The organism is Streptomyces sp. NPDC001220 (assembly GCF_053597895.1).
In genome coordinates, this window is sequence record NZ_JBSFJE010000011.1 from 281928 (window position 1) to 305353 (window position 23426).

A 23426-nucleotide genomic window follows, 5' to 3' on the forward strand; every position below is an offset into this window, starting at 1 on the left:
GCACATGGCGGTCTTCGTCGCGCTCGGCGCGTTCCTGATGACGCTGGCCGGCGGCTGGACGGCACAGCGCGTGACCGACCGTCGCCACCTGGTCCTGGGCCTGGCCGGCGGACTGATGCTCGGGGTGGTCGGCCTCGACCTGCTGCCGGAGGCGCTGCACGCGGCCGGCCGGGAGATCTTCGGCGTACCGGCCGCCCTGCTGCTCTTCGTGGCCGGCTTCCTGGTGGCCCATCTGGTGGAACGCACGCTGGCCCTCCGCCAGGCCGCGCACGGCGGTGACGAACACGGTCACCGGGCGCCCGAGGTGGGCCTGACGGCGGCCGGCGCGATGGTCGGGCACAGCGCGATGGACGGCGTGGCGATCGGCGCGGCCTTCCAGGTGGGCGGCGGCATGGGCACGGCGGTCGCGCTGGCCGTGATCGCGCACGACTTCGCGGACGGCTTCAACACGTTCACCATCACGAGCCTCTACGGCAACGCGCGCCGCCGGGCGATAGGCATGCTGATCGCCGACGCCTGCGCACCCGTCCTGGGCGCCCTGTCGACCGTCTTCTTCACCATCCCCGAGACCGTGCTCGGCGGCTATCTCGGCCTCTTCGGCGGCGTCCTGCTGTATCTGGCCGCCGCCGAGATCCTCCCCGAGGCCCACCACGAACACCCGGCCCGCTCCACCTTGCTGTGCACGGTGGCCGGGGCCGCCTTCATCTGGCTGGTGGTGGGCATCTCGGGCTGAGGCGCTCACAGCTTTCCGCCTCTGCCGCCGTCCCGGCGCGGCGGCGCGATGAGCGTGGAGAGATACGGCAGCGGGGAACCGTCGAGTTCGGCGGCGGGCCGTATGGACTCCTCGTCAAGGCCTAGCGCCGACCCCCACACGGCGTCCTCGATCCGCCCGGTCTCCCGCAGCGCCTCGGCGACCGCGCCGGCCTGCCGCCCGAACTTGTACGCCACGACCGTCCCCGGCCCGCTCAGCGCGTCCTTCAGCACCTCGGCACCCGCCGTCACCGGCACCAGCGTCAGCGGCTCGGTCCCCTCGGTGAGCACGGCACCGGAACGGGCGGCGAGGTCCTGCATGGCGGTGATGCCGGGCACGGTCTCCACGACCACGTCCGGGACCAGCCCGGCGATGGTCTGCGCGAGATAGGTGAAGGTCGAGTAGACGTTCGGATCCCCGATGGTGGCGAAGGCGACGGACCCGCGCTCCCGCAGCAACCCGGCGACCGTGGTGCCCGCCGCGTCCCAGGCGGCCTCGCGCCGCCCCCGGTCACTGCGCTCGTTCAGCGCGAACACGACTCGGACGACCTTCTCCGCGCCGACGTAGTGCAGCACGGTCGCCTCGGCACGGCCCTGCTCACCGACGTCTTTCCCATCAGGCCCGGCCATGACGGGTACGACGACCACCTCGGCGGCACGCAGGGCGTTGACGCCCTTCACGGTCACCAGCTCGGGGTCACCCGGACCCACCCCGACTCCGATCAGCCTGCTGCTCATGACGTCCGGCACCTCTCCACGAACCTTCGGGCCACACCGGGCTCGGACGCCCAGTGCGTGTGCAGATAACTCGCGTGCACGCCCTGCTGTACAAAACCCTCGACCCGCGGCCGGGGGGTACGCACACCCCACGCGGGCGCCGCACCGGCCCCCGGCTCGACCGCGGTCCGGTGAAACTCGTGTCCCCGCAGCCGGGTCCCGGCGACCGCCAGCACACTGTCGCTCACGGCGACCGCGTCCCGGTAGCCGAGAGTCAGCCGCTCGGTCATCCGCGCCCGGACGTCCAGCACACCGCACATCGCCAGCCCGTCCAGCTCCCGGCACAGATAGAGCAGCCCGGCGCACTCCGCGGCCACCGGAGCACCGCCGTGAGCGAGGGCGCCGACGGCCTTGCGCAGCGGCTCGTTGGCGGACAGCTCGGCGGCGTACACCTCGGGGAAACCGCCGCCGACGACCAACCCCCGCGTCCCGTCCGGCAGTTGCTCGTCCCGCAACGGATCGAACGGCACCACCTCGGCCCCGGCGGCAGCGAGCAACTCGGTGTGCTCGGCATAGGAGAAGCTGAAGGCGGCCCCAGCAGCGACAGCAACAACGGGCCGCACACCCCGACCACCCAGCCCGTCCGGTACACGCAGCGCACCCCCGCCACCCAGCCCGTCCGCCGTCCGAGGACGAAGGCCGGCCCGCACCCTCTGCGGCCCGTCCGCCACCCTCCCCAGCCCGTCCGGCGTTTGAGGACGAGGCCGTTCAGGCCGAAGCGGGGGTTCGGGGGCGGCAGCCCCCGAAGTCGGGGTCGCAGGGGCGCCCGCCCCTGGAGATGGGACGGGTAGGGGCGGCGGGGGCGAGGAAACCACGGAAGCCACGGCCGCACCCGCATCCCACGCCGCACCCGGCACCACACCGGCCCCCCGGGCCAACCCCAGCAGCCCCTCCAGGTCACACCCGTCGGAGACCTGCGCGGCCATCGCCCCGACCGCGTCCACCGCCTCGCCCCGCCGCTCGGCGACCGGCACCAGCCCCAGATGCCGCGACGGCGTATCCACCAGGGCCACCCGCCGCAGCACCCCGAACACCGGCACCCCGGAGGAATCCAGCGCCTCCCGCAGCAACTCCTCGTGCCGGTCCGACGCCACCTTGTTCAGGATCACGCCCCCGACCCGCACCTCCGGATCCCACGACGCGAACCCGTGCACCAGCGCGGCCACCGACCGCGACTGCGACGACGCGTCCACGACCAGCACCACCGGCGCCCGCAGCAGCTTCGCGACATGAGCGGTGGACGCCAGTTCCCCTTCCCCGGCGGCCCCGTCGTACAGTCCCATCACACCCTCGACCACGGCGATGTCGCAGCCGCGCGCACCGTGCGCGAACAACGGCCCGATGAGCTCAGGACCGCACAGGTACGCGTCGAGGTTCCGCCCCACCCGCCCGGTCGCGAGCGCGTGGTACCCGGGGTCGATGTAGTCCGGTCCGACCTTGTGCGGGGACACGGCGAGCCCCCGCGCGGCGAACGCGGCCATCAACCCCGTGGCGACGGTGGTCTTGCCGCTGCCCGAGGAAGGCGCGGCGATGACCAGCCGTGGAACGGAAGACATCACCACTCGATGCCCCTCTGCCCCTTCTGCCCCACGTCCATCGGGTGCTTGACCTTGGACATGTCGGTGACGAGGTCGGCGAGGTCCACCAGCTGCTCGGGCGCGTTCCGCCCGGTGATCACGACATGCTGGTTCCCGGGCCGGTTCCGCAGCACCTCGACGACCTCGTCGGTGTCCACCCACCCCCAGTGCATGGGGTACGCGAACTCGTCGAGCACGTACAGCTGGTACGTCTCGGCCGCCAGGTCACGCTTGACCTGCTCCCAGCCCTCGCGGGCCTTCTCCTCGTTGTCCAGCTGTGCGTCCCGCTGCACCCAGGACCAGCCCTCGCCCATCTTGTGCCAGGCGACGGTCCCGCCCTCCCCGGAGTCCCCGAGGACCCGCAGCGCCCGCTCCTCGCCGACCTTCCACTTCGCCGACTTGACGAACTGGAACACCCCGATCGGCCATCCCTGGTTCCAGGCGCGCAGCGCGAGCCCGAACGCGGCGGTGGACTTCCCCTTGCCGACGCCCGTGTGCACGACGACAAGAGGCCGATTCCGACGCTGACGAGTCGTCAGTCCGTCGTCCGGTACGGCACTCGGCTGTCCCTGCGGCATTACGCGGCCCTCCTCTGCACGTCCTTCACCAGCCCGGCGATGGAGTCAGCCCGCAACTCGTCGAGCGTCACCGCCGCACCGCCCAGTTCACCGGCCAGCTGCCCGGCGAGTCCGAGCCGTACCGGCCCCGACTCGCAGTCCACGACCACCGAGGCGACGCCGTCGGCCGCGAACAGCCGGGCCGCCCGCCCGGCGAGCGCGACCGGCTCAGGTCCACCGGTGGCCCGGCCGTCGGTCACCACGACGACGAGGGCCCGTCGCGCGGGGTCCCGCAACCGCTCCACCCGCAGCACGTCGTGCGCCTTGAGCAGCCCGGCGGCGAGCGGGGTGCGCCCGCCGGTCGGCAGCGCCTCAAGCCGGGCCGCCGCCGCGTCCACGGACGAGGTCGGCGGCAGCGCGACATCGGCGGCCGAGCCCCGGAAGGTCACCAGCCCCACCTTGTCCCGCCGCTGATAGGCGTCGAGCAGCAGCGACAGCACGGCGCCCTTCACGGCGCTCATCCGCTGCCGGGCCGCCATCGACCCGGACGCGTCGACCAGGAACAGCACGAGGTTGCCCTCGCGCCCCTCCCGGGTCGCCTGCCGCAGATCGTCCCGCCGGACCACCAGGCCAGGACCGGACCGCCCGCGGGCCCGCTGATGCGGGGCGGCGGCCTGCACGGTCGCCGCCAGGTGCAGCTTGGTCAGAGCACCTCGGGGCCGCCGGGCACCCGTCGTACGCCCGTGCTCGGTGCGCGCGCGGGAGCGCCGGCCGGCGGCGCCCGCACCGATCCCGGGCACGGTCAGCACCTTGGTGCGGAAGGGTTCGGCGGCCCGTGTCGGCGCCTGCTCGCCCGAGCCGCCGGAGGCCTGTGGCTCGCCGTCCTCCCCGGCCTCGGGCCGCGCACCCGTGTCGCCGCCCTGCGGGTCGCCGTCGTCGGGCGCCGGCTGCCCGCCGCCCCCGCCGGGACCGTCCGGATCGGGATCGTCGTCCTCGGACTCGCCGGAGAACTCCTCCAGCGTCTGGTCCAGCTTGTCCTCGTCGAGGCCCGGCGCGTCAAAGGGGTTGCGGCGCCTGCGGTGCGGCAGCGCGAGCAGCGCGGCCTGCCGGACGTCCTCCGCCAGCACCTCGGTCCGCCCGGCCCACGCGGCCAGCGCGGTCGCCGTCCGCGCCATCACGATGTCGGCGCGCATACCGTCGACCTCGAAGGCAGCGCAGGTCGCCGCTATCTGCCGCAGCGCCCCGTCGCCCAGCCGCACCGACGGCAGCAACGCCCGTGCCGCCACGATCCGTTGCCGTACGGCGGCCTCCTCACCGGCCCAGCGCGTCGCGAATCCGGCCGGGTCGTCGTCGTACGCGAGCCGTCGCCGTACCACCTCGACCCGCTGGTCGGGCTCGCGCGAGGCGGCCACCTCCACGGTCAGGCCGAACCGGTCCAGCAACTGCGGCCGCAGCTCGCCCTCTTCGGGGTTCATGGTGCCGACGAGCAGGAACTTCGCGGCATGCCGTACCGAGACGCCCTCGCGCTCCACGTAGGAGGCGCCCATCGCGGCCGCGTCCAGCAGGAGGTCGACCAGGTGGTCGTGGAGGAGGTTGACCTCGTCGACGTAGAGGATGCCCCGGTGGGCGTCGGCCAGCAGGCCCGGCTCGAAGGCCTTCACGCCCTCCGCCAGGGCCCGTTCGATGTCCAGGGCGCCGACCAGCCGGTCCTCGGAGGCGCCGACCGGCAGTTCGACCATGCGCGCCGGGCGGGACTCGAAGGCACCGGGCGGGTTGTGCGGCCCGTCCGGGCAGGCCGGATCCGGGGCGGCCGGGTCGCAGGAGAAGCGGCAGCCGGCGACGACGTCCACGGTCGGCAGCAGCACCGAGAGGGCGCGTACCGCCGTGGACTTGGCGGTGCCCTTCTCGCCGCGCACCAGCACGCCGCCGACCGCCGGCGACACCGCGTTCAGCAGCAGCGCCAGCCGCAGGTCGTCCTGACCCACGACGGCCGTAAAGGGGAAGGGGGTGGTCACTGGTCGCCCTCCAAGTCGCCTTCGAGCTCCAGGTAGGTGGCGCGCAGCCGCTCCAGGGTGTCCGCGTCCGGCTCGGCCCACAGGCCCCGGTCGGCGGCCTCCAGGAGCCGTTCGGTGATGCCGCGCAGCGCCCACGGGTTCGACTTCTTCATGAAGTCCCGGTTCTCCGCGTCGAAGACGTACTCCGCGCTGAGTTTCTCGTACATCCAGTCGTCCACGACGCCGGCCGTGGCGTCGTAGCCGAAGAGGTAGTCGACGGTCGCCGCCATCTCGAAGGCGCCCTTGTAGCCGTGCCGGCGCATGGCCGCCATCCAGCGCGGGTTGACCACCCGGGCCCGGAAGACGCGGTGCGTCTCCTCGCCGAGGGTGCGGGTCCGCACCTGGTCGGGGGTGGCCGAATCACCCACGTACGCCTCGGGGTTGGCGCCGGTCAGATGGCGCACCATCGCCACCATCCCGCCGTGGTACTGGAAGTAGTCGTCGGCGTCGACCAGGTCGTGCTCGCGCGTGTCCACGTTCTTCGCGGCGACCGCGATCCGCCGGAACGCGGTCTCCATGTCCCCGCGCGCCGGCCGCCCGTCGAGCCCGCGGCCGTAGGCGTAGCCGCCCCAGACGGCGTACACCTCGGCGAGGTCGGCGTCGGAGCGCCAGTTGCGGGCGTCGATCAGCGGCAGCAGGCCCGCGCCGTACGCGCCCGGCTTGGAGCCGAAGACACGGGCGGTGGCGCGCCGCCGGTCGCCGTGTTCGGCGGTGTCCTCGTCGGCGTGGGCGCGCACGTAGTTCCGGTCGGCCGGTTCGTCCAGCTCGGCGACCTTGCGCACGGCGTCGTCGATCAGCCCGACCACGTGCGGGAACGCGTCCCGGAAGAAGCCGGAGATCCGGACCGTGACGTCGATGCGCGGCCGGCCCAGTTCGTCCAGCGGGACCACCTCGAAGCCGGTGACGCGCCGCGACGCCTCGTCCCAGACCGGACGGCAGCCCAGCAGCGCCAGGATCTCGGCGATGTCGTCGCCCTGGGTGCGCATCGCGGAGGTGCCCCACACCGTCAGCCCGACGGACTTCGGATACGCGCCGGTGTCCTGGAGGTAGCGCTGCACCAGCGAGTCGGCGAGGGACTGGCCGACCTCCCAGCTCAGCCGGGAGGGAATGGCCTTGGGGTCGACCGAGTAGAAGTTCCGGCCGGTCGGCAGGACGTTGACCAGCCCGCGGGTGGGGGAGCCGGACGGCCCCGCCGGGACGTAACCGCCGTCGAGCGCCCTGAGGATGTGGTCGATCTCGTCCGTGGTGCGGGCCAGCCGGGGCACGACCTCGGCGCAGGCGAACTCCAGCACGGCGACGGCGTCGGGGAGTTCGGTGCCGAGGACGTCACGGATGAGGGAGCGGCTGTCCGCGACGGCCCAGTCGCGCTCCTCCATCCCTTCCGCGATCCGTCGGCAGAGCTGCTCCAGCAGGTCGATGGCGTCGGCGGCCGTGCGGGCCGGACCCTCGACCAGATCGGACAGCTCGACCGGCACCTTCACCGGCGCACCGGGCTCGGCGAGCAACTCCTTCTCGACCAGGCCGAAGTGCGCGGCCAGCGCGGCCCGGAGCCCCGGCAGCGCGTTGGCCTGCCCGCCCCACACCTGCGAGGCCCGCAGCACGGCCAGCACCAGGTTCACGCGCGCCTCGCCGACCGGGCCGCCGCCGAGGATGTGCAGGCCGTCGCGGATCTGCACGTCCTTGATCTCGCACAGATAGCCGTCGATGTGCATGACGAACTCGTCGAAGTCGGCGTCGTCCGGCTGGTCGTCCACATGCAGGTCGTGGTGGAGTTCGGCCGCCTTGACCAGCGTCCAGATCTGCGCCCGCACGGCCGGTGCCTTCGTCGGGTCCAGGTCGGAGACCAGCGCGTACTCGTCGAGCAGCTGCTCCAGTTTGGCCAGGTCGCCGTAGGTGTCGGCACGGGCCATCGGCGGGACCAGGTGGTCGACCACGGTGGCGTGCCCGCGCCGCTTGGCCTGGGTGCCCTCGCCGGGGTCGTTGACGATGAACGGGTAGATCAGGGGCAGCTCGCCGAGGACCGCGTCCGGCGCACAGCCGGCGCTCAGCCCGAGCCCCTTGCCGGGCAGCCACTCCATCGTGCCGTGCTTGCCCATGTGCACGACCGCGTCCGCGCCGAAAGAGTTTTCGAGCCACCGGTAGGCCGCCATGTAGTGGTGCGACGGCGGCATGTCCGGGTCGTGGTAGATCGCGATCGGGTTCTCGCCGAAGCCGCGCGGCGGCTGGATCATCACGACGACGTTCCCGAACTGCAGGGAGGCGAGGACGATGTCGTCCCCGTCGACGTAGAGGGAGCCCGGCGGCTCGCCCCACGCCTCCAGCATGCCTGCCCTGAGGTCCGGGTCCAGCGTGTCGAACCACGCCCGGTAGTCGGCGAGCGGCACCCGCGCGGGCGCGGCGGCCAGCTGCTCCTCGGTGAGCCATTCGACGTCGTGGCCACCGGCGTTGATGAGCCGGTGGATCAACTCGTCCCCGTTGTCGGGGTGTCCCTCGACCCCGTACCCGGCATCCCGCAGCGCGTCCAGCACGCGTACCGCCGAGGCAGGCGTGTCGAGCCCGACCGCGTTGCCGACCCGCGAGTGCTTGGTCGGATAGGCGGTGAAGACCAGCGCGAGCTTCTTGTCCGCGTTCGGCTTGTGCTTCAACCGCGCGTGCCGCAGGGCGATTCCGGCCACCCGTCCGGCCCGCTCGGGGTCGGCGACGTACACCGGGACGTCGTCCGGCCCCTGCTCCTTGAAGGAGAACGGCACGGTGATCAGACGGCCGTCGAACTCCGGGATGGCGACCTGCATAGCCGCGTCCATGGGGGAGAGGGCGGCGTCGGACTCGTCCCAGGTGCTCTTCGACGAGGTCAGGCACAGGCCCTGCAGCACCGGGACGTTCAGATCGGCGAGCGCCCCGATGTCCCAGGCCTCCTCGTCACCGCCGGCCGAGGCCTGCGAGGCGTGGGTGCCGCCGGCCGCCAGCACGGTGGCGACCAGCGCGTCGGCCCCGGCGAGGATCTCGTACAGCCCGGCGTCCGCCCCGCGCAGCGAACCGCAGTACACCGGAAGGGCGTTGGCGCCCCGTGCCTCGATCGCCTCGCACAGGGTGTCCACGAAGGCGGTGTTGCCGCTGAGTTCATGGGCCCGGTAGAAGAGCACCCCGACCGTGGGACGGCCGGCCCGGATCCGGTACGCGCCGTGCACCCCGAACTCGGGCATCCTCTGCGGCTCGGCGAACCCCTCGCCGGTCAGCAGCACGGTGTCGGACAGGAACCGGGACAGCTCAAGCAGGTTCGCGGGGCCGCCCTCGACGAGATAGCGCAGCGCCTCCGCGACCACGCCGGCCGGCACCGACGACTCGGCCATCAACTCGGCGTCCGGCACGGACTCGCCGCCGAGCAGCACGGTCGGCACCCCGGACGCCCGGAGCGCGGCGAGCCCGTCCTCCCAGGCCCGCTTGCCACCGAGCAGCCGTACGACGGCGACGTCCGCGCCCTCGATCAGCGCGGGCAGCTCCTCCGTGACGTCGACGCGCGTCGGATTGCCGATCCGGTAGTCGGCACCGGAGGCGGCCCGGGCCGCCAGCAGATCGGTGTCGGCGGTCGACAACAACAACACAGTGCTCATGCGGGCGCTCCCGGTGGGATGAAAGGCAGTCCTTGCGGCGCGCCCGACTCGATGAGCCGCCAGAGCGCGTCGGTGTCCGCGTGCTGTTCGATCAGGTCGCCGAGCCGGTCGAGCTGCTCCTCGCGCAGCGCGGCGAACGAGGTGTCGGGGGCCGGCACGAACCGGCGGCCCGCGGCGGCCGCCACCTCGCGCAGAAAGGCCCGGCGGAAGCCGTCCGACTCCAGGGAGCCGTGCCAGTGGGTGCCCCAGGTCTGCCCGACCCGGCAGCCGTCCAAGAAGGGCTCCCCACCGGTGACTTCGGCCACCCCGTGATGGATCTCGTACCCCTCGACGCGCTCGCCGAGGGCCTCGCCGACGGGCCGGGTGAGGGTCTTCTCCCGGGCGAACCGCACCCGTAGGGGCAGGACCCCGAGACCGGCCACCTGTCCGCGCCGGCTCTCGACCTCGTCCTCGATGTGCTCGCCGAGGACCTGGAAGCCACCGCAGATGCCGAGCACCGGCCGCCCCTCGGCGACCCTGCGCTTCAGCGCCTCCGCGAGCCCCCGCTCCCGCAGCCACTCCAGGGCCCGGACCGTCCCCCGGGTGCCCGGGATCACGACGAGGTCGGCGTCGGCGAGTTCCTCGGGCCGGTCCACGAACCGCACCACGACACCCGGTTCGGCGGCCAGCGCGTCCACGTCCGTGAAGTTGGACATCAGGGGGATGGCACAGACGGCGACCCGCAGCACGTCCGCGCCGACCGGCGGAGTCGTGTTCGACTCCCGGACGGTCCCGCGCAGCGAGACCCTCCCCCACGCTCGGCTTCGCTCGCGCGGGGGGACCCCCATCCCGTCCTCCTCGTCGATCCCGAGCCCGTGCCGGAAGGGGAGCACGCCGTAGGTGTGCCGCCCGGTGAGGCCGTGCAGCATGTCGAGGCCGGGCTCCAGCAGGGAGACGTCGCCCCGGAACTTGTTGACGAGGAACCCGGCGACGAGGGCCTGGTCCTCCGGCGAGAGCAGGGCGACGGTGCCGAAGAAGGAGGCGAACACGCCCCCGCGGTCGATGTCGCCGACGACGAGCACCGGGATCCGCGCGTTGCGCGCGATCCCCATGTTCACGATGTCGGTCCGGCGCAGGTTGATCTCCGCCGGACTGCCCGCCCCCTCACAGATCACCGCGTCATACGTGCCCCGCAACTCGGCGAGACAGTCGAGCACGGTCCCGAGCAGCTTCTGCTGCCGTCCCCCGTGGTAGCCGCGCGCGCTCAGCTCGCCGACCGGTTTCCCGAGCAGTACGACCTGGCTGCTCTGCTCGCCGCCCGGCTTGAGCAGCACGGGGTTCATCAGCGCGGTCGGCTCGATGCGACAGGCCTGTGCCTGCATGGCCTGCGCCCGCCCGATCTCGGCGCCCTCGCGCGTGACGAAGGAGTTGAGGGACATGTTCTGCGCCTTGAACGGCGCGACCTTGACGCCCTGCCGCACCAGCCACCGGCAGATACCGGCGGTGACGACACTCTTGCCGGCGTCGGAGGTGGTACCGGCGACGAGGAGCCCGCCGCCGTTCACGACGTCCGTCCCGGCCGCCGTGCGGAGCGCTGTGCCGGGCGCCGTGAAAGCGCCCCCCGCAGCAGGGCCCCGGCCGCGCCGGCCCCGAACGCCAGCCACCCCACCCGCCGTGACAGTCTTACCGCCCGCTCGATGTCCGCGACTTCCACCGCACGCCCCTCCGCGTTCAGTACCGGCCGGTGCTCGACCCGCCCGCCGTATGACAAGGTCCCGCCGAGCCGTACCCCCAACGCCCCGGCGAACGACGCCTCCACCGGCCCGGCGTTGGGGCTCGGGTGCTTCGCCGCGTCGGACCGCCAGGCCCGTACGGCCCCCTCGGTGTCCGCTCCGGCGACGGCGGCCAGTACGGCGGTGAGCCGTGCCCCCGGCCACCCCGCCACGTCGTCCAGCCGCGCCGAGGCCCACCCGTACCGCCGGTACCGGGCCGACTTGTGACCCACCATGGCGTCCAGGGTGTTGACGGCCCGGAACCCGAGCAGCCCCGGCACCCCGCCCACGGCCCCCCACACCAGCGCACCCACGACCGCGTCGCTCGTGTTCTCCGCGACGGACTCCACGACGGCCCGGGCGATTCCGTCGGCGTCCAGGGCCTGCGGATCCCGTCCGCACAGATGCGGCAGCCGGGCCCGGGCGGCCTCGACGTCCCCCGTCTCGAGGGCGCGTCCGATGACACCGGCCTCGCGGGCGAGTGAAGTGCCCCCGACGACGGCCCAGGTGGCGGTCGCGGTGAGCGCGACGGAAGCGGCGGTGGACGGTCGTACGACCCGCTGGGCCAGGGCACCCAGCGTCACGGCGCCGCCGGCGCAGACGGCGGTGTGCAGCGCGCCCCACCCACGGTGGTCCCGCCACAGCGCCCGTTCGACGGCCCCGGCCGCCCGTCCGAACGCGGCGACCGGATGCCCGCGGCGCGGATCGCCGAGCAGCAGATCGCCGAGAAGGCCGGCGGCGGCGCCGTACGCGAAGACGCGACCGGCACCCATCGGCTCAGCCCGCCGCGGGGGCGGGAACGGGCCTGGTACTCAACCTCGAACGGCAGCCGCGCATGGCGATATGTCCTCACTCAGGGTGTCCACGCCCTGGTTCGACGAGACCGGCGGTGAGAGTTCCTGGCTCCCGGGGATTGCTACCCCGGTGACAGTGGCGGGACCGCGCCGGATTCACACCGGCTTCCTCTCTTGCCGCCGTACTTGGCTCCGGAAGTCCACCACGCCCCCGGAAGACCCGTCAACTTGCCGTTGACCTGCGGGAGGAGTGTGTGGGAAGGCCCACACCGGTGGGCCGGCGGGGCTCGTGGGACATGCCGAAGGCTCCTCCCGAGCGAGTCGGGGAGGAGCCTTGTCCGGCCGAGGTCAGGCCTTGGCCACGATCAGGACTTGGCCACGATCAGGTGGATGCCGTACGCCACCGCGGCCGCGCAGGCGGCGAAGCACAGGTAGGCGGCGGTCACGGCCAGGGCCGCGGAGTTGCCCTGGGCCACGGCGCGTTCGCGGGCGGAGAGGCCCTTGATGCCGAGGGTGAAGAGGGCCACCATGCCCACGGTGACCACGAGGCTGACGCCGAAGACGGAGCCGATGGCTGCCCAGTCGATGTTCATGTCGGTTCTTCCTCGGGTGTCAGACGGTCGCGGCCGGGTCGGTGGCGGCGGCCGGCGCGGGTGACGGGGCGGGGGACGGGATCGTGGCGGTGAGGTCGTCGGCCACCGTGCCGGCGGGCGGCGGGGTCACGGCGGCCATCGCCGCGGTCACCACGCCGGCCGGCTCCGTGCCGTCGGTGTCGTTGACGTTGGCGCTGTCCACGACCTCGCGGCGGGAGAGCTTCCAGATCGTGGCGCTGGATGCGACGAGGAAGACGGCGACGACCGCCGTGCCCCAGTCGCCGAGGTCCGTCACGGACTCGGCGAGCGCGCCGACGACCGCGGCCGCGGGGAGGGTGAGCACCCAGGCGATCATCATGCGGGTCGCGGTGGACCAGCGGACCGTACCGCCCTTGCGGCCCAGGCCCGCGCCCATCACGGAACCGGAGACGACGTGCGTGGTGGAGAGGGAGAAGCCGAGGTGGGAGGAGGCCAGGATGGCGGTGGCCGCGCTGGTCTGGGCGGCGAAGCCCTGCTGCGGCTGGAGGTCGGTCAGGCCCTTGCCCATGGTGCGGATGATCCGCCAGCCGCCGATGTAGGTGCCGAGGGCGATGGCGAGGCCGGCGGAGAGGATGACCCAGGTGGGAGGGTTCGAGCCGGGGGCGATGGAGCCGCCCGCGATCAGCGCGAGGGTGATGATGCCCATCGTCTTCTGCGCGTCGTTGGTGCCGTGCGCGAGGGAGACCAGGCCGGCCGAGGCGATCTGACCGGCGCGGAAGCCCTTGCGGGTGGCGTTGTCGTCGGCGTTCTTGCCGATCGCGTACGACAGGCGGGTGGAGAGCATCGCGGCGAGGCCCGCGACGACGGGGGCGGCGACCGCCGGGAGCAGGACCTTGGTGACCAGCACGTCGCCGTGGACCGCGCCGAGGCCGGCGGAGGCGACGGTGGCGCCGATCAGACCGCCCATCAGGGCGTGCGAGGAGCTGGAGGGCAGACCCACCAGCCAGGTCACCAGGTTCCAGAGGATCGCGCCGACCAGGGCGGCGAAGATGACCTCGGGGCGGATGCCGTTCTCGTCGACGAGGCCCTTGGAGATCGTGTTGGCGACCTCCACGGAGAGGAAGGCGCCCACCAGGTTGAGCGCGGCCGACATGGTCACCGCGATCTTGGGCTTGAGTGCGCCGGTCGAGATGGTCGTGGCCATCGCGTTGGCGGTGTCGTGGAAACCGTTCGTGAAATCAAACGCGAGTGCGGTCACCACCACAATCGCGAGGATCAGCGAGAAGTTTTCCATTTACCCAGACAATCTTTAGAGGTCATCGGCCGTTGGACCGTAGGCAACCTGGATGAACGGAAGGTGAACTGGGATGGTCACTGTGGTGTCTGAGATCGACTTCAGGGTATCCGCGCGCGGGAACGGGCGAAGCCGCCGTCCCGTCTCCGGTCCGGCGGCTCAGTCGCCCGTTGGTCAGTAGCCCTTGGCGAACGCCTTCAGCCGGCTCGCCGACCCGTTGAAGAGATTCTGGTCACCCGGCAGGCTGCCGCTGTTGTCGTACTGCCAGAAAGTCCACCGCGACCACCCGGCCGGCAGCGCGCCCGCGTCCGCCGAGCCGTGGCGGGCGATCCACAGGGCGTGGTTCGCGGCGAAGGCGCCGCTGCCGCCGGTGCAGAGGTTCCACCAGTGGGTGGTCGTGTAGATCACCGGCCGCCGGCCGGTCTCCCGCTTCAGTTCGTCACTGAAGGACTTGATCCACTCGACCATCTTGGAGTGGCTCAGCCCGTAGCACCTGTGCTTCTTGTCGTACGGGTTGTACTCGACGTCGAGCGCCGGCGGCAGTGTCCAGCCGTCCGCGCTCCAGGTGCCGCCGTGGCTCACGAAGTACGCGGCCTGCCGAGCGCCCGACGACTTGTCCGGCAGCGCGAAGTGGTAGGCGCCCCGCATGATTCCGGCCTCGCGTGAACCGTTGTACTGCTGGCCGAAGTACGGGTTGCGGTAGGTGGTGGACTCGGTCGCCTTGACGTATACGAACCTGGCGCCTTTCGCCCTGGCGCCCGCCCAGTCGACGTTCTTCTGGTGCGAGGAGACGTCGTGCCCCTTCGGCGGGCTCGCCGCGGACGCCGGCGTCCCGGCGAACGCGGTCGCGGCCCCCGCGAGGGCGAGAGCGGCCACGGACGCCGCGAGGGCGCGGGCCTGATGGCGGTGACGGTGGCGGTGGCGGTGGCGGTGGTGGTGCGACGCGGAGCGGTCACGGGCCATGTTTCCCCCCGGAATGGCGACGTGTACGAAAAATCGTCCAGAGGTTATTGGAAGATCGGCGTATGATCGGCGATCTTCGGCCAAGCCTTGAAATGGGGCGCTTTGTGAGGATTTGCGCTCTACTGAATTCGGGGTGTCCGGCCTAAAGTGCCCTGCCGTACAAGCCGGTTGGGGCACCGCCTGACAGGATCGGGCCATGACTGAGCAGTGGCGGGACGAGCGTGCCGGACGGGGTGGGCGCAGCGACGCACCGGGTGTGTCGGAGCCGCGGAGACGGGATGTGCGCGCGGAGGAGGCGAGCGCCTGGCGCGAACTCGTCGCCACCGCCTGCCGCACCGTGACCGACGGACTGGTCGTCGGCACCTCCGGCAACGTCTCGGTCCGCGTCGGCGACACCGTGCTGGTCACGCCGTCGGGCGTGCCGTACGACCGGCTCACCCCGGACGACGTGACGGGCGTCGACCTCTCCGGTCGCCAGGTGCTGGGCGCCCTGGTCCCGACCAGCGAGCTGCCGATGCATCTCGCGATCTACCGCGGCACGGACGCCGGTGCCGTCGTGCACACCCACGCCGTGCACGCGACGGCCGTCTCGACGCTCGTCCCGGAGCTTCCGGCGATCCACTACATGTCCGCCGCGCTCGGCGGCGCCGTCCGGGTTGCCCCGTATGCGACCTACGGCACCGACGAGTTGGCCGAGAACATGCTCCGCGCCTTGACCGAACGCTCCGGCTGCCTCCTCCAGAACCACGGCACGATCACCTACGGCACCACCCTGACCCAGGCCTACGACCGCACGGCCCAGCTGGAGTGGATGTGCCGCCTGTGGCTGACGGCGTCCGCCGTCCCCGGCCTGACCCCGAGCCTGCTCTCACCGGAACAGGTGGCGGAGGTGGGAGAGCGCCTTCGGGGCTACGGCCAGCAAGGGCGATAGCCGCCAACGGCCCGGCCCGTGGGCGTCCTCCTCGTCGGGTCCGTCCCTCGCATCCCGCCCTGCGCTCGGGCTTCTTCTTTCCGTGCTGCTCGATTCCTTCTCCGCCGCGACGGCGCCACGCCACGACGTACGTCCCCGGCGGTGCCGAACTCGCCCCGCCCCCCTCGACGGCTTCGCCCGCGTGACAAACGGCCCCGCCTCCACTGGCCGCCGTCCCGCTCCGCCCCGACACTGGACAGGTGCGCCCAGTCAAAGTCACGGCCGCCGCGGTCGGTGCCGTACTCGCCGCCGGCGCGGCCAGCGTGGCCGCAGGGCGGTTCGCCAGTGATGCCGCGCTGAAGGCGCCGCCGGGCCGGCCCCTGCCCACCGAGCCCCGGCTCACCGTGCACGGCAGCACGGTCGGCCGCATCACCCTCACCCGGGACCTGGCCTCGCTGCGCCCCGGTACCTACGGCCTGGCCGGCGACGGCTCGCACGCGGTCGTCGGCGCCGTCCTGGAGTCCGCCGCGAACACCCCGGACACCGTCGTACGGCGGCTGGAGAGCGTGACCCACGGCACCCTCGAAACCGGCGACAAGGTCTGGCTCACCCCCAACGTCCACGTCGGCAACCCGGGCGCGGCCCTGGGCCTGGACCACGCCGACATCGACCTGCCCGGCGAACTCGGGGCACTGCCCGCCTGGTTCGTGCCCGGCTACCGGGACACCTGGGTGATCGCGGTGCACGGCCTCGGCACCACCCGTGAGCTCCCCATGAACGTCATGCGGTTCCTGCACGGCCGGCGCCTGCCCGTCCTCGCCCTCGCCTTCCGCGGCGACCTCGGCGCCCCGCGCCCCCCGGACGGCCTGAACCACCTCGGCGAGAGCGAGTGGCGCGACCTGGACGCGGCGATCCGCTACGCCGTCCGCTACGGCGCCCGCCGTGTCGTCCTGTACGGCTGGTCCACCGGCGCCACCATGGCGCTGCGCGCCGTAGCCCACTCGCCGCTGCGCGAGCGCGTCTCCGGGCTGGTCCTGGACTCGCCGGTGCTCAGCTGGGAGGCCACCCTGCGCGCCCTGGCCCAGGCCCGGCACATCCCCGAGCCGCTGCTTCCGCTCGCGGTGCGCGCCGCCCAGGGCCGCGCCGGCCTGCACGCCGACCATGTCGGCGACCCCGTCGACCCGGAGCAGCTCACCGTGCCCACCCTGATCGTCCACGGCCCGGACGACACGGTGGCCCCCTGGGTGTACTCCCGCCGGTTCGCCGCACAGCGCCCCGACCGCATCGCCCTGCACACCGTGCCGGACGCCCCGCACGGCGCGATGTGGAACGCGGACCCCGAGCGCTACGAGGAACGGCTGCGACGATTTCTCACGCCTCTGATGTGATGCCCCTGATGTCTCCTCTCATATGACCTGACACTTTTGATGGGATTTTCCCCGCGCCCGCAACCCTTCCCCGGCCTCGCCCCGACACAAGCCGGAAGCCCCGATTCCAGTCGGTCCCACGGGTTCCGTTTAAGGCCGTACCACTGGCCTGAACATGTCTCCTCGCCTCCCCGCGGGTCCCGTGCGTTGGCCAGCCCCGTCGCCCGCCGTGACATTCCGTTTGGGTTTTCGGACCGTCAACCGGAAGACTGCACCCGTGACGTCCCGTATCCCGCGCGACTCAAGGCTTCGACTCGTCCGAACGCGACCCCTGGCCGCAGCCCCCCGAGCGACGAACCAGCGGCCCGCGCGTCGCCCCGCACCCCGCCCACCCGAGGGCACCCCGGCCCCCGCCGAGCTGGCCAGAATGGCACGGTCCGGGCTGGCCGGAGCGGCCCGAGTCGCCCACTGGGCCGACACGGCCCTCGGGCCGGGCAGCGACGGCGCGACCGCCGACGGCAAGGCCACTCTCTCCGAGGCGTCCGCCGAACGCGCGTCCGGCGATCTGGGCCTGACCGTGGCTCAGATCCGCGCCGACTGGGACACCGCCCGCCTCGCCGGCCTGGTCGAGGTGCACGGCGACAGCGCACGCCCCGGCTGGCGCCTGCGTGCCTGGGACCGCGACGACAGCGCCGTGCTGCGCGGCTGGGTCGCCCTCTTCGACGCCTGGTCGCTCGCCCATCCGGAGCCCGCGGAGTTCGAGGCCGCCGCCGTCGCCGAGGTCGTCTCGGCCATGCCCCAGGTGCTCTCCTTCCTCCAGCTGTCCGCCGGTCCCGTCCCGGTCGAGCAGCTCCTGGACCTGCTGCGACAGCGGGTCACCGAACTGCGCACCGAGCGCTGCGAGGTCCCCTACGAGACGGAGGCCGGGATCGGCGCCGGGGGTGGCTCCGCCGTGCCCGCCGCCACCGTGCCCGCCGCCCGCACCGACCTGGCGGACCGCGCACCGGCCGACGACCCCGCCCCCGCCGAGGACGCCGAACTCGCCCCCCTCCTCGACTGGTCCCTGCACGCGCTCGCCTCCGTCGGCGCGCTGACCTACGGCGTCGGCCAGGCCACCCTCACCCCGCTGGGCAGCTGGGCGGTCTGGGTCAAGCTGGAGCAGATCTGCGTGGCCGCACAGAGCCCCGCCGGGAACATCGAGGTCGCCGCCGAGGAGATGCTGCGCGGCTGCGCCCAGCTCCGCCCCAACGCCGCCCGCGCCGAGTACCGCGCCTGGCTCGCCGCCCGCCCCGTCGGCAGCGCCGTCGCCGAACTCGTCGCCGCCGCCCGTGGCGAGGACGCCCTGCTGCGCGGTCTCGCCTTCGAGGCGCTGCGCGTGGTCGGCGCCCCCGCCGAACCGGACGTCCACGCGGTCGTCGACGAGCCGACCCTGCGGCCGTACGCCCTGCTGTGGCTGGCCGAGCACGACGGGGCCGACCCGGAGGACGCCCATGAGGTGCTCACTCGCGAAGAGGCCACCTGGCTCTGGGTGGACACGGCCGCCGCGGTCGCCGACCACGGTGAGGCGCCGATGCTGGTCCGTCATCTGGAGTCGGCGCTGCAACCCACCGTCCCCGCCCTGCTCGACGAGGTGCGCGCCGTCGGTCATCCGCGCACCGTGCAGGTCCTGGTCGCCCTCGCCGCCGCCCACCCCGACCCGGCACTCGCCAAAGCCGTCCGCCGGGCCGCCTTCCAGGTGCACACCGGCGGCTGACGGCGGAGGCGGGGCGGGCAGGTCAGGCCGTTATCTCCGGGGCGTAGGTGCCGAAGCTCCAGACATTGCCCTCGACGTCCCGGGCCATGTAGTCCCGCGAGCCGTAGTCCTGGTCCGTCGGGGGCATCAGGATCTCCACGCCGTGGTCCACGGCCCGCTGGTGGTGTGCGTCGACGTCGTCCACGACGATGTACACCCCGGTCGGGCCCGCGCCCTCCATCGCCGCGTCGAAACGGCCGCCGCGGCCCTGGGAACCCAGCATGATCGCGCCGTTGCCCTGCACCAGCTCGGCGTGCAGCACCGTGCCGTCCTCGCCCTCGTACACCGACAGCTCGGTGAAGCCGAAGGCCTCCGTCAGTTGCTTGATCGCCGCCTTCGCGTCCGCGTACAGCAGCGACGGATAGATGCTCGGCCGTCCGCCAGTCGTGCCTGCCATGCCGATCACTCCCCTTGTGTGCCGGTCCCCCGAAAGCCGTCGTCCGGTCTGCTGCACAGTCTTGCACCCGGCACTGACAACGCCCCCGGCCCGCGCTGCCGGCGCCGGCCGGGGGCAGCGGCTCAGCGGCCCATGGGGCCATCGGTTCATCAGTTCATCGGAAGGCATGCCGGCAGTTCATCGGAAGGTATGGCAGCAGCTCATCGGAAGGTGTGGCAGCAGTTCACCGGAAGGTGATGTGCCGGTTCACCGGAAGGTGTCGCACCGCGCCATGTCCCCGGTCCGGTACCCCTGGTAGAACCACGCCTGGCGCTGTTGCGCCGACCCGTGCGTCCAGGTCTCCGGCGTCACCCGTCCCTGGAACCGCTCCTGGATCCGGTCGTCGCCCACGGCCGCCGCCGCGTCGAGACCGTCCCGGATGTCGGCGCCCGTCAGGCTGGTGATCAGGGGCCGGCCGGTCGACTCGTCCTTCGTGGTCGTCGCGTGCCGCGCCCACACCCCGGCGTAGCAGTCGGCCTGGAGCTCCACCCGGACCGCATTGCTGTTCACGCCGGTCAGGTTGTCCTGCGACCGGCTCAACGTGCCCATCAGGTCCTGCACATGGTGCCCGTACTCGTGCGCCACGACGTACGCCTGGGCGAACGGGCCGCCGCTCGCGCCGAACTTGGACCGCAGCTCGTCGAAGAAGCCGAGGTCCAGATAGACCTTGCGGTCGCCCGGGCAGTAGAACGGCCCGACCGCCGAGGTCGCCGTACCGCACGCGGTGCCGACCCGGCCGGTGAAGAACACCGTCGGAGCGTTCGTGTAGATGCCCCGGCGCTGCTGGAACTCCTGCTTCCAGAAGTCCTGCACGCTGTTGACCACCGCCACCATCCGGCAGTCGTCCTTGGTGTTCGCGTCCCGCCCGGTACGGCAGCTCTGCTGCACCTGGGCCAGCGAGGAGGAGGCGGGCGTGGGCGAGCTGTCACCGGAGGAGAGGCCGAGCTGGTCGGGGCCGACACCGAAGAACAGGCCGAGGAGCAGCGCGATCAGACCGGCCAGGCCGCCGCCGATGGTCGCCTTCCCGCCCGGCACACGGCTGCCGCGCACGTCCTGGACCTCGGAGGTGTCCAGGTTCGCGTCGTCGTCGAACTGCATAGGGCACCGCCTTCCGCTCGCACCGCCCCCTGCCTCCACCTTGCGCCATCCCGGCCGGCACTTCGCGCCGATGGACCGGCGAACGCCCGATCGGGCGACGTCCCGTCCCGCCCCCGCGTCACGCCCGCCCCCGCCTCGCGGCCGTGACTACGCTCTGCGCCTGACCCATGCGACAAGGACGCCCGCCGGGCGTCGAAGGGGGACCCGGTGCCCGTACTGCCCCACACGAGCACCCCACCGCCCACCACAGCCCCGGTCCCCGGAGCCGGCGTCCCCCGGGATCAGATCCCCGCCGCGGGCGGCCCCCGGAACCCGGTGCGCTCCGCCGACCGCCCCCGGAACCCGGCCCCCACGATCGGCGGCCCGCGCGGGACCGCCCCGATGCCCGCGCCCGCGGGCCGCCCGCCGGTGCGCGCGTCCGACCGGCCCTTCCCGAGCCCCCTCCGGCGCAGGCTCCGCACCCGCAGGCTCCTCCCTGTCGCCCTCGCCGTGCTCCTGACCGGTGCCCTCCTCGGTGTGGTCCAGCAGACCCGGCCCGCCCCCTACGGCGACCGCCTCACCCCCGGTCCGGCCGCGCACAGCGCACGCGCGCGCGGGGCGGTGGTCGAGGCGTACGACGGACGGACCCTGCGGTGGCGGTACGCGCGCGTGGGGCGCCGTCCGCTGAGCGTGCTGCCCGCGCGCGGGCACGCGATCGCCGTCTGGGACGACGGGCTCGTCACCGACACCGACGGCCGTTCCGTGCGCTGGCACCGCGCCCTGCCCGCGGCCGCCGGCTGGCTCCGGCGACAGGGCGGCACCGGCGTCCTGCGCCCCCTCGGCCGCGGCATCCTCGCGGTCGTCTCCCCGGCCCGCATCGCCGCGTACCGCACCGCCGACGGCGACCTGCGCTGGGTGCTGCCCGCCCACGCGGGCTGCGCGTTCCGCCCCGAACGTGCCGTACGTCACGGCACCGCCCTGCTCGTCGCCCAGCCCTGCGCGGACGGCGCCTGGACCGCGCAGCTCATCGCCGTGGACGACCTGGGCCGGATCGCCCCGCACCGCGCGCCCCTCGGCAACGCCCTCCCCGGCAGCCGCCCCGAACACCCGCACGCCGAAAAAGCGCTTGCGCCGCCCCGTTAGACTTGGCCCATGGCCATTCTCCTCGCGCATTAGACGGCGGGAACGTCCTCAGCCGCCCACCCGTCAAACCCCGTACGCCCTGGAGTCTGTCCGTGATCTCCGCCTCCGGTATCGAGCTGCGCGCCGGTGCGCGCATCCTCATCGAGAACGCCACCTTCCGTGTCGCCAAGGGTGACCGCATCGGTCTGGTCGGCCGCAACGGCGCCGGCAAGACCACCCTCACCAAGGTCCTGGCCGGCGACGGCGTCCCCGCCGCGGGCACCGTCACCCGCTCCGGCGAGGTCGGCTACCTCCCGCAGGACCCCCGTACCGGCGACCTCGACGTGCTCGCCCGCGACCGCATCCTCTCCGCACGCGGCCTCGACGTACTGATCCGCAAGATGCGTGAGAACGAGCAGCGCATCGCCAACGGCCAGGGCGCCACCCGCGAGAAGGCGCTGCGGCAGTACGAGCGCCAGGAGACCGAGTTCCTCACCAAGGGCGGGTACTCCGCCGAGGCCGAGGCCGCCACCATCGCCGCCGCGCTCAACCTGCCCGACCGGGTGCTCGGCCAGCCCCTGCACACGCTCTCCGGCGGTCAGCGCCGCCGTATCGAGCTGGCCCGGATCCTGTTCTCGGACGCGGACACGCTCCTGCTGGACGAGCCGACCAACCACCTCGACGCCGACTCGATCGTCTGGCTGCGCGACTACCTGAAGACCTACCGCGGCGGATTCATCGTGATCTCCCACGACGTCGACCTGGTCGAGACGGTCGTCAACAAGGTCTTCTACCTGGACGCCAACCGGTCCCAGATCGACGTCTACAACATGGGCTGGAAGCTCTACCAGCAGCAGCGCGAGGCCGACGAGAAGCGCCGCAAGCGCGAGCGCGCCAACGCCGAGAAGAAGGCGGCCGCGCTGCACTCGCAGGCCGACAAGATGCGCGCCAAGGCCACCAAGACGGTCGCCGCGCAGAACATGGCCCGCCGCGCCGACAAGCTGCTGTCCGGCCTGGACGCCGTCCGCGTCTCCGACAAGGTCGCCAAGCTCCGCTTCCCGGAACCCTCACCCTGCGGCAAGACCCCGCTGACCGCCGAGGGCCTGTCGAAGTCGTACGGCTCGCTGGAGATCTTCACCGACGTCGACCTGGCCATCGACAAGGGCTCCCGGGTCGTCATCCTGGGTCTCAACGGCGCCGGCAAGACCACCCTGCTGCGGCTGCTCGGCGGCGTCGAGCAGCCCGACACCGGCGAGGTCATCGAAGGGCACGGCCTCAAGCTCGGCTACTACGCCCAGGAGCACGAGACCCTGGACCCGGAGCGCACGGTCCTGGAGAACATGCGCTCGGCGGCCCCCGACCTGGACCTCGTCGAGGTCCGCAAGACGCTCGGCTCGTTCCTGTTCTCCGGCGACGACGTCGACAAGCCGGCCGGGGTCCTCTCCGGCGGCGAGAAGACCCGGCTCGCCCTCGCCACCCTGGTCGTCTCCTCGGCGAACGTCCTGCTCCTGGACGAGCCGACCAACAACCTCGACCCCGCCAGCCGCGAGGAGATCCTCGGCGCCCTGCGCACCTACAAGGGCGCGGTCGTCCTGGTCACGCACGACGAGGGCGCCGTCGAGGCGCTGCAGCCCGAGCGGATCATCCTGCTCCCCGACGGTGTCGAGGACCTGTGGGGTGCCGACTACGCGGATCTGGTCGCGCTCGCCTGAGAACCGGGGGGAGAACCGGGAGAGCCGGCGCCCTCGTCCTCACGTGCCGGTCTCGTCGTCCTCGCTTGATCGAATGCCTGATCCACTGGCTATGGATCATTCGGCTTATCGGTGATCCATCATCTGTGTGAGATCTCCTCGTATCGAGGTGTGTCATGCACCGATTTCGCGGCCGATCCCTTTGTCGACAAGGGGTCGGCCGCTTCCCGTGTCTGACCTGGCACTTCGCGGAAGAACCCGTTCGGCCCCTTGGACACCACCCTTAGGAATCATGGATTCCGCTTGTGGGGATGCGCTCCTGTCGTCACAA

18 protein-coding genes and 1 riboswitch are annotated in these 23426 nt (G+C 72.7%); of the genes, 6 read left to right on the top strand and 12 right to left on the bottom strand.

Annotated features, from left to right (window positions below; genetic code table 11):
• Positions 1-4: 4 nt before the first annotated feature.
• Entirely contained in the window at positions 5-733 is a 729-nt protein-coding gene (locus ACWDGI_RS26695; RefSeq protein WP_450763051.1) for a ZIP family metal transporter, read from the top strand.
• Positions 734-738: 5 nt separating this feature from the next.
• Here ACWDGI_RS26695 and cobI read toward each other — a convergent pair whose 3' ends face one another.
• From cobI to ACWDGI_RS26745, 10 genes are all read right to left on the bottom strand, one after another.
• On the bottom strand, positions 739-1488 hold the full coding sequence (gene cobI, locus ACWDGI_RS26700) for a precorrin-2 C(20)-methyltransferase (RefSeq protein ID WP_450763053.1): 750 nt from the start codon (positions 1486-1488) through the stop codon (positions 739-741).
• Complete coding sequence (locus tag ACWDGI_RS26705; RefSeq protein WP_450763055.1) at positions 1485-3083, bottom strand: cobyrinate a,c-diamide synthase; 1599 nt, start codon at positions 3081-3083, stop codon at positions 1485-1487. The genes cobI and ACWDGI_RS26705 overlap by 4 nt, the downstream gene beginning before the upstream one ends.
• Entirely contained in the window at positions 3083-3682 is a 600-nt protein-coding gene (gene cobO / locus ACWDGI_RS26710; protein WP_450763057.1) for a cob(I)yrinic acid a,c-diamide adenosyltransferase, read from the bottom strand. Before cobO ends, ACWDGI_RS26705 begins: the two co-directional genes overlap by 1 nt.
• Complete coding sequence (locus ACWDGI_RS26715) at positions 3682-5676, bottom strand: putative cobaltochelatase (RefSeq protein ID WP_450763059.1); 1995 nt, start codon at positions 5674-5676, stop codon at positions 3682-3684. Before ACWDGI_RS26715 ends, cobO begins: the two co-directional genes overlap by 1 nt.
• Positions 5673-9326 (bottom strand): cobaltochelatase subunit CobN, encoded by a 3654-nt coding sequence (cobN, locus tag ACWDGI_RS26720; protein WP_450763061.1) that lies wholly within the window; start codon positions 9324-9326, stop codon positions 5673-5675. The genes ACWDGI_RS26715 and cobN overlap by 4 nt, the downstream gene beginning before the upstream one ends.
• Positions 9323-10870: a cobyric acid synthase gene (locus ACWDGI_RS26725; protein ID WP_450763063.1), complete on the bottom strand. Its 1548-nt coding sequence runs from the start codon at positions 10868-10870 to the stop codon at positions 9323-9325. The genes cobN and ACWDGI_RS26725 overlap by 4 nt, the downstream gene beginning before the upstream one ends.
• Positions 10867-11850 carry a cobalamin biosynthesis protein gene (locus tag ACWDGI_RS26730; protein ID WP_450763065.1) on the bottom strand — a complete coding sequence of 328 codons (984 nt, stop codon included), beginning with the start codon at positions 11848-11850 and terminating at the stop codon, positions 10867-10869. The genes ACWDGI_RS26725 and ACWDGI_RS26730 overlap by 4 nt, the downstream gene beginning before the upstream one ends.
• Before the next feature lie 101 nt (positions 11851-11951).
• Positions 11952-12091: riboswitch (cobalamin riboswitch) on the bottom strand.
• Positions 12092-12236: 145 nt separating this feature from the next.
• Positions 12237-12464, bottom strand: a complete 228-nt coding sequence (locus ACWDGI_RS26735; protein WP_450763067.1) for a hypothetical protein — start codon at positions 12462-12464, stop codon at positions 12237-12239.
• A gap of 19 nt (positions 12465-12483) precedes the next feature.
• A complete protein-coding gene (locus ACWDGI_RS26740; protein ID WP_450763069.1) occupies positions 12484-13737 on the bottom strand; it encodes an anion permease in 1254 nt (417 codons plus the stop codon).
• A 174-nt stretch (positions 13738-13911) separates the two neighbouring features.
• On the bottom strand, positions 13912-14700 hold the full coding sequence (locus tag ACWDGI_RS26745; RefSeq protein ID WP_450763071.1) for a lysozyme: 789 nt from the start codon (positions 14698-14700) through the stop codon (positions 13912-13914).
• Positions 14701-14896: 196 nt separating this feature from the next.
• Between ACWDGI_RS26745 and ACWDGI_RS26750 the strand changes: the two genes are divergently transcribed.
• The 3 genes from ACWDGI_RS26750 (at position 14897) to ACWDGI_RS26760 (ending at position 18730) form a co-directional block, all read left to right on the top strand.
• Positions 14897-15631: a class II aldolase/adducin family protein gene (locus tag ACWDGI_RS26750; RefSeq protein ID WP_450763073.1), complete on the top strand. Its 735-nt coding sequence runs from the start codon at positions 14897-14899 to the stop codon at positions 15629-15631.
• A 239-nt stretch (positions 15632-15870) separates the two neighbouring features.
• The gene (locus ACWDGI_RS26755) at positions 15871-16998 is read left to right on the top strand and encodes an alpha/beta hydrolase family protein (RefSeq protein WP_450763075.1); all 1128 of its coding nucleotides are present in this window, start codon (positions 15871-15873) and stop codon (positions 16996-16998) included.
• Positions 16999-17254: 256 nt separating this feature from the next.
• Positions 17255-18730, top strand: coding sequence for a hypothetical protein (locus ACWDGI_RS26760; protein WP_450763077.1), 1476 nt, complete (start codon positions 17255-17257; stop codon positions 18728-18730).
• A gap of 22 nt (positions 18731-18752) precedes the next feature.
• Here ACWDGI_RS26760 and ACWDGI_RS26765 read toward each other — a convergent pair whose 3' ends face one another.
• Positions 18753-19166, bottom strand: coding sequence for a VOC family protein (locus ACWDGI_RS26765; RefSeq protein ID WP_450763079.1), 414 nt, complete (start codon positions 19164-19166; stop codon positions 18753-18755).
• Positions 19167-19412: 246 nt separating this feature from the next.
• Positions 19413-20303, bottom strand: coding sequence for a KPN_02809 family neutral zinc metallopeptidase (gene ypfJ, locus ACWDGI_RS26770; protein ID WP_450763080.1), 891 nt, complete (start codon positions 20301-20303; stop codon positions 19413-19415).
• Between the two features lie 207 nt (positions 20304-20510).
• Between ypfJ and ACWDGI_RS26775 the strand changes: the two genes are divergently transcribed.
• Entirely contained in the window at positions 20511-21425 is a 915-nt protein-coding gene (locus ACWDGI_RS26775; protein ID WP_450763082.1) for a hypothetical protein, read from the top strand.
• Positions 21426-21517: 92 nt separating this feature from the next.
• Complete coding sequence (locus tag ACWDGI_RS26780) at positions 21518-23116, top strand: ABC-F family ATP-binding cassette domain-containing protein (RefSeq protein WP_450763084.1); 1599 nt, start codon at positions 21518-21520, stop codon at positions 23114-23116.
• The last annotated feature ends 310 nt before the right edge of the window (positions 23117-23426 follow it).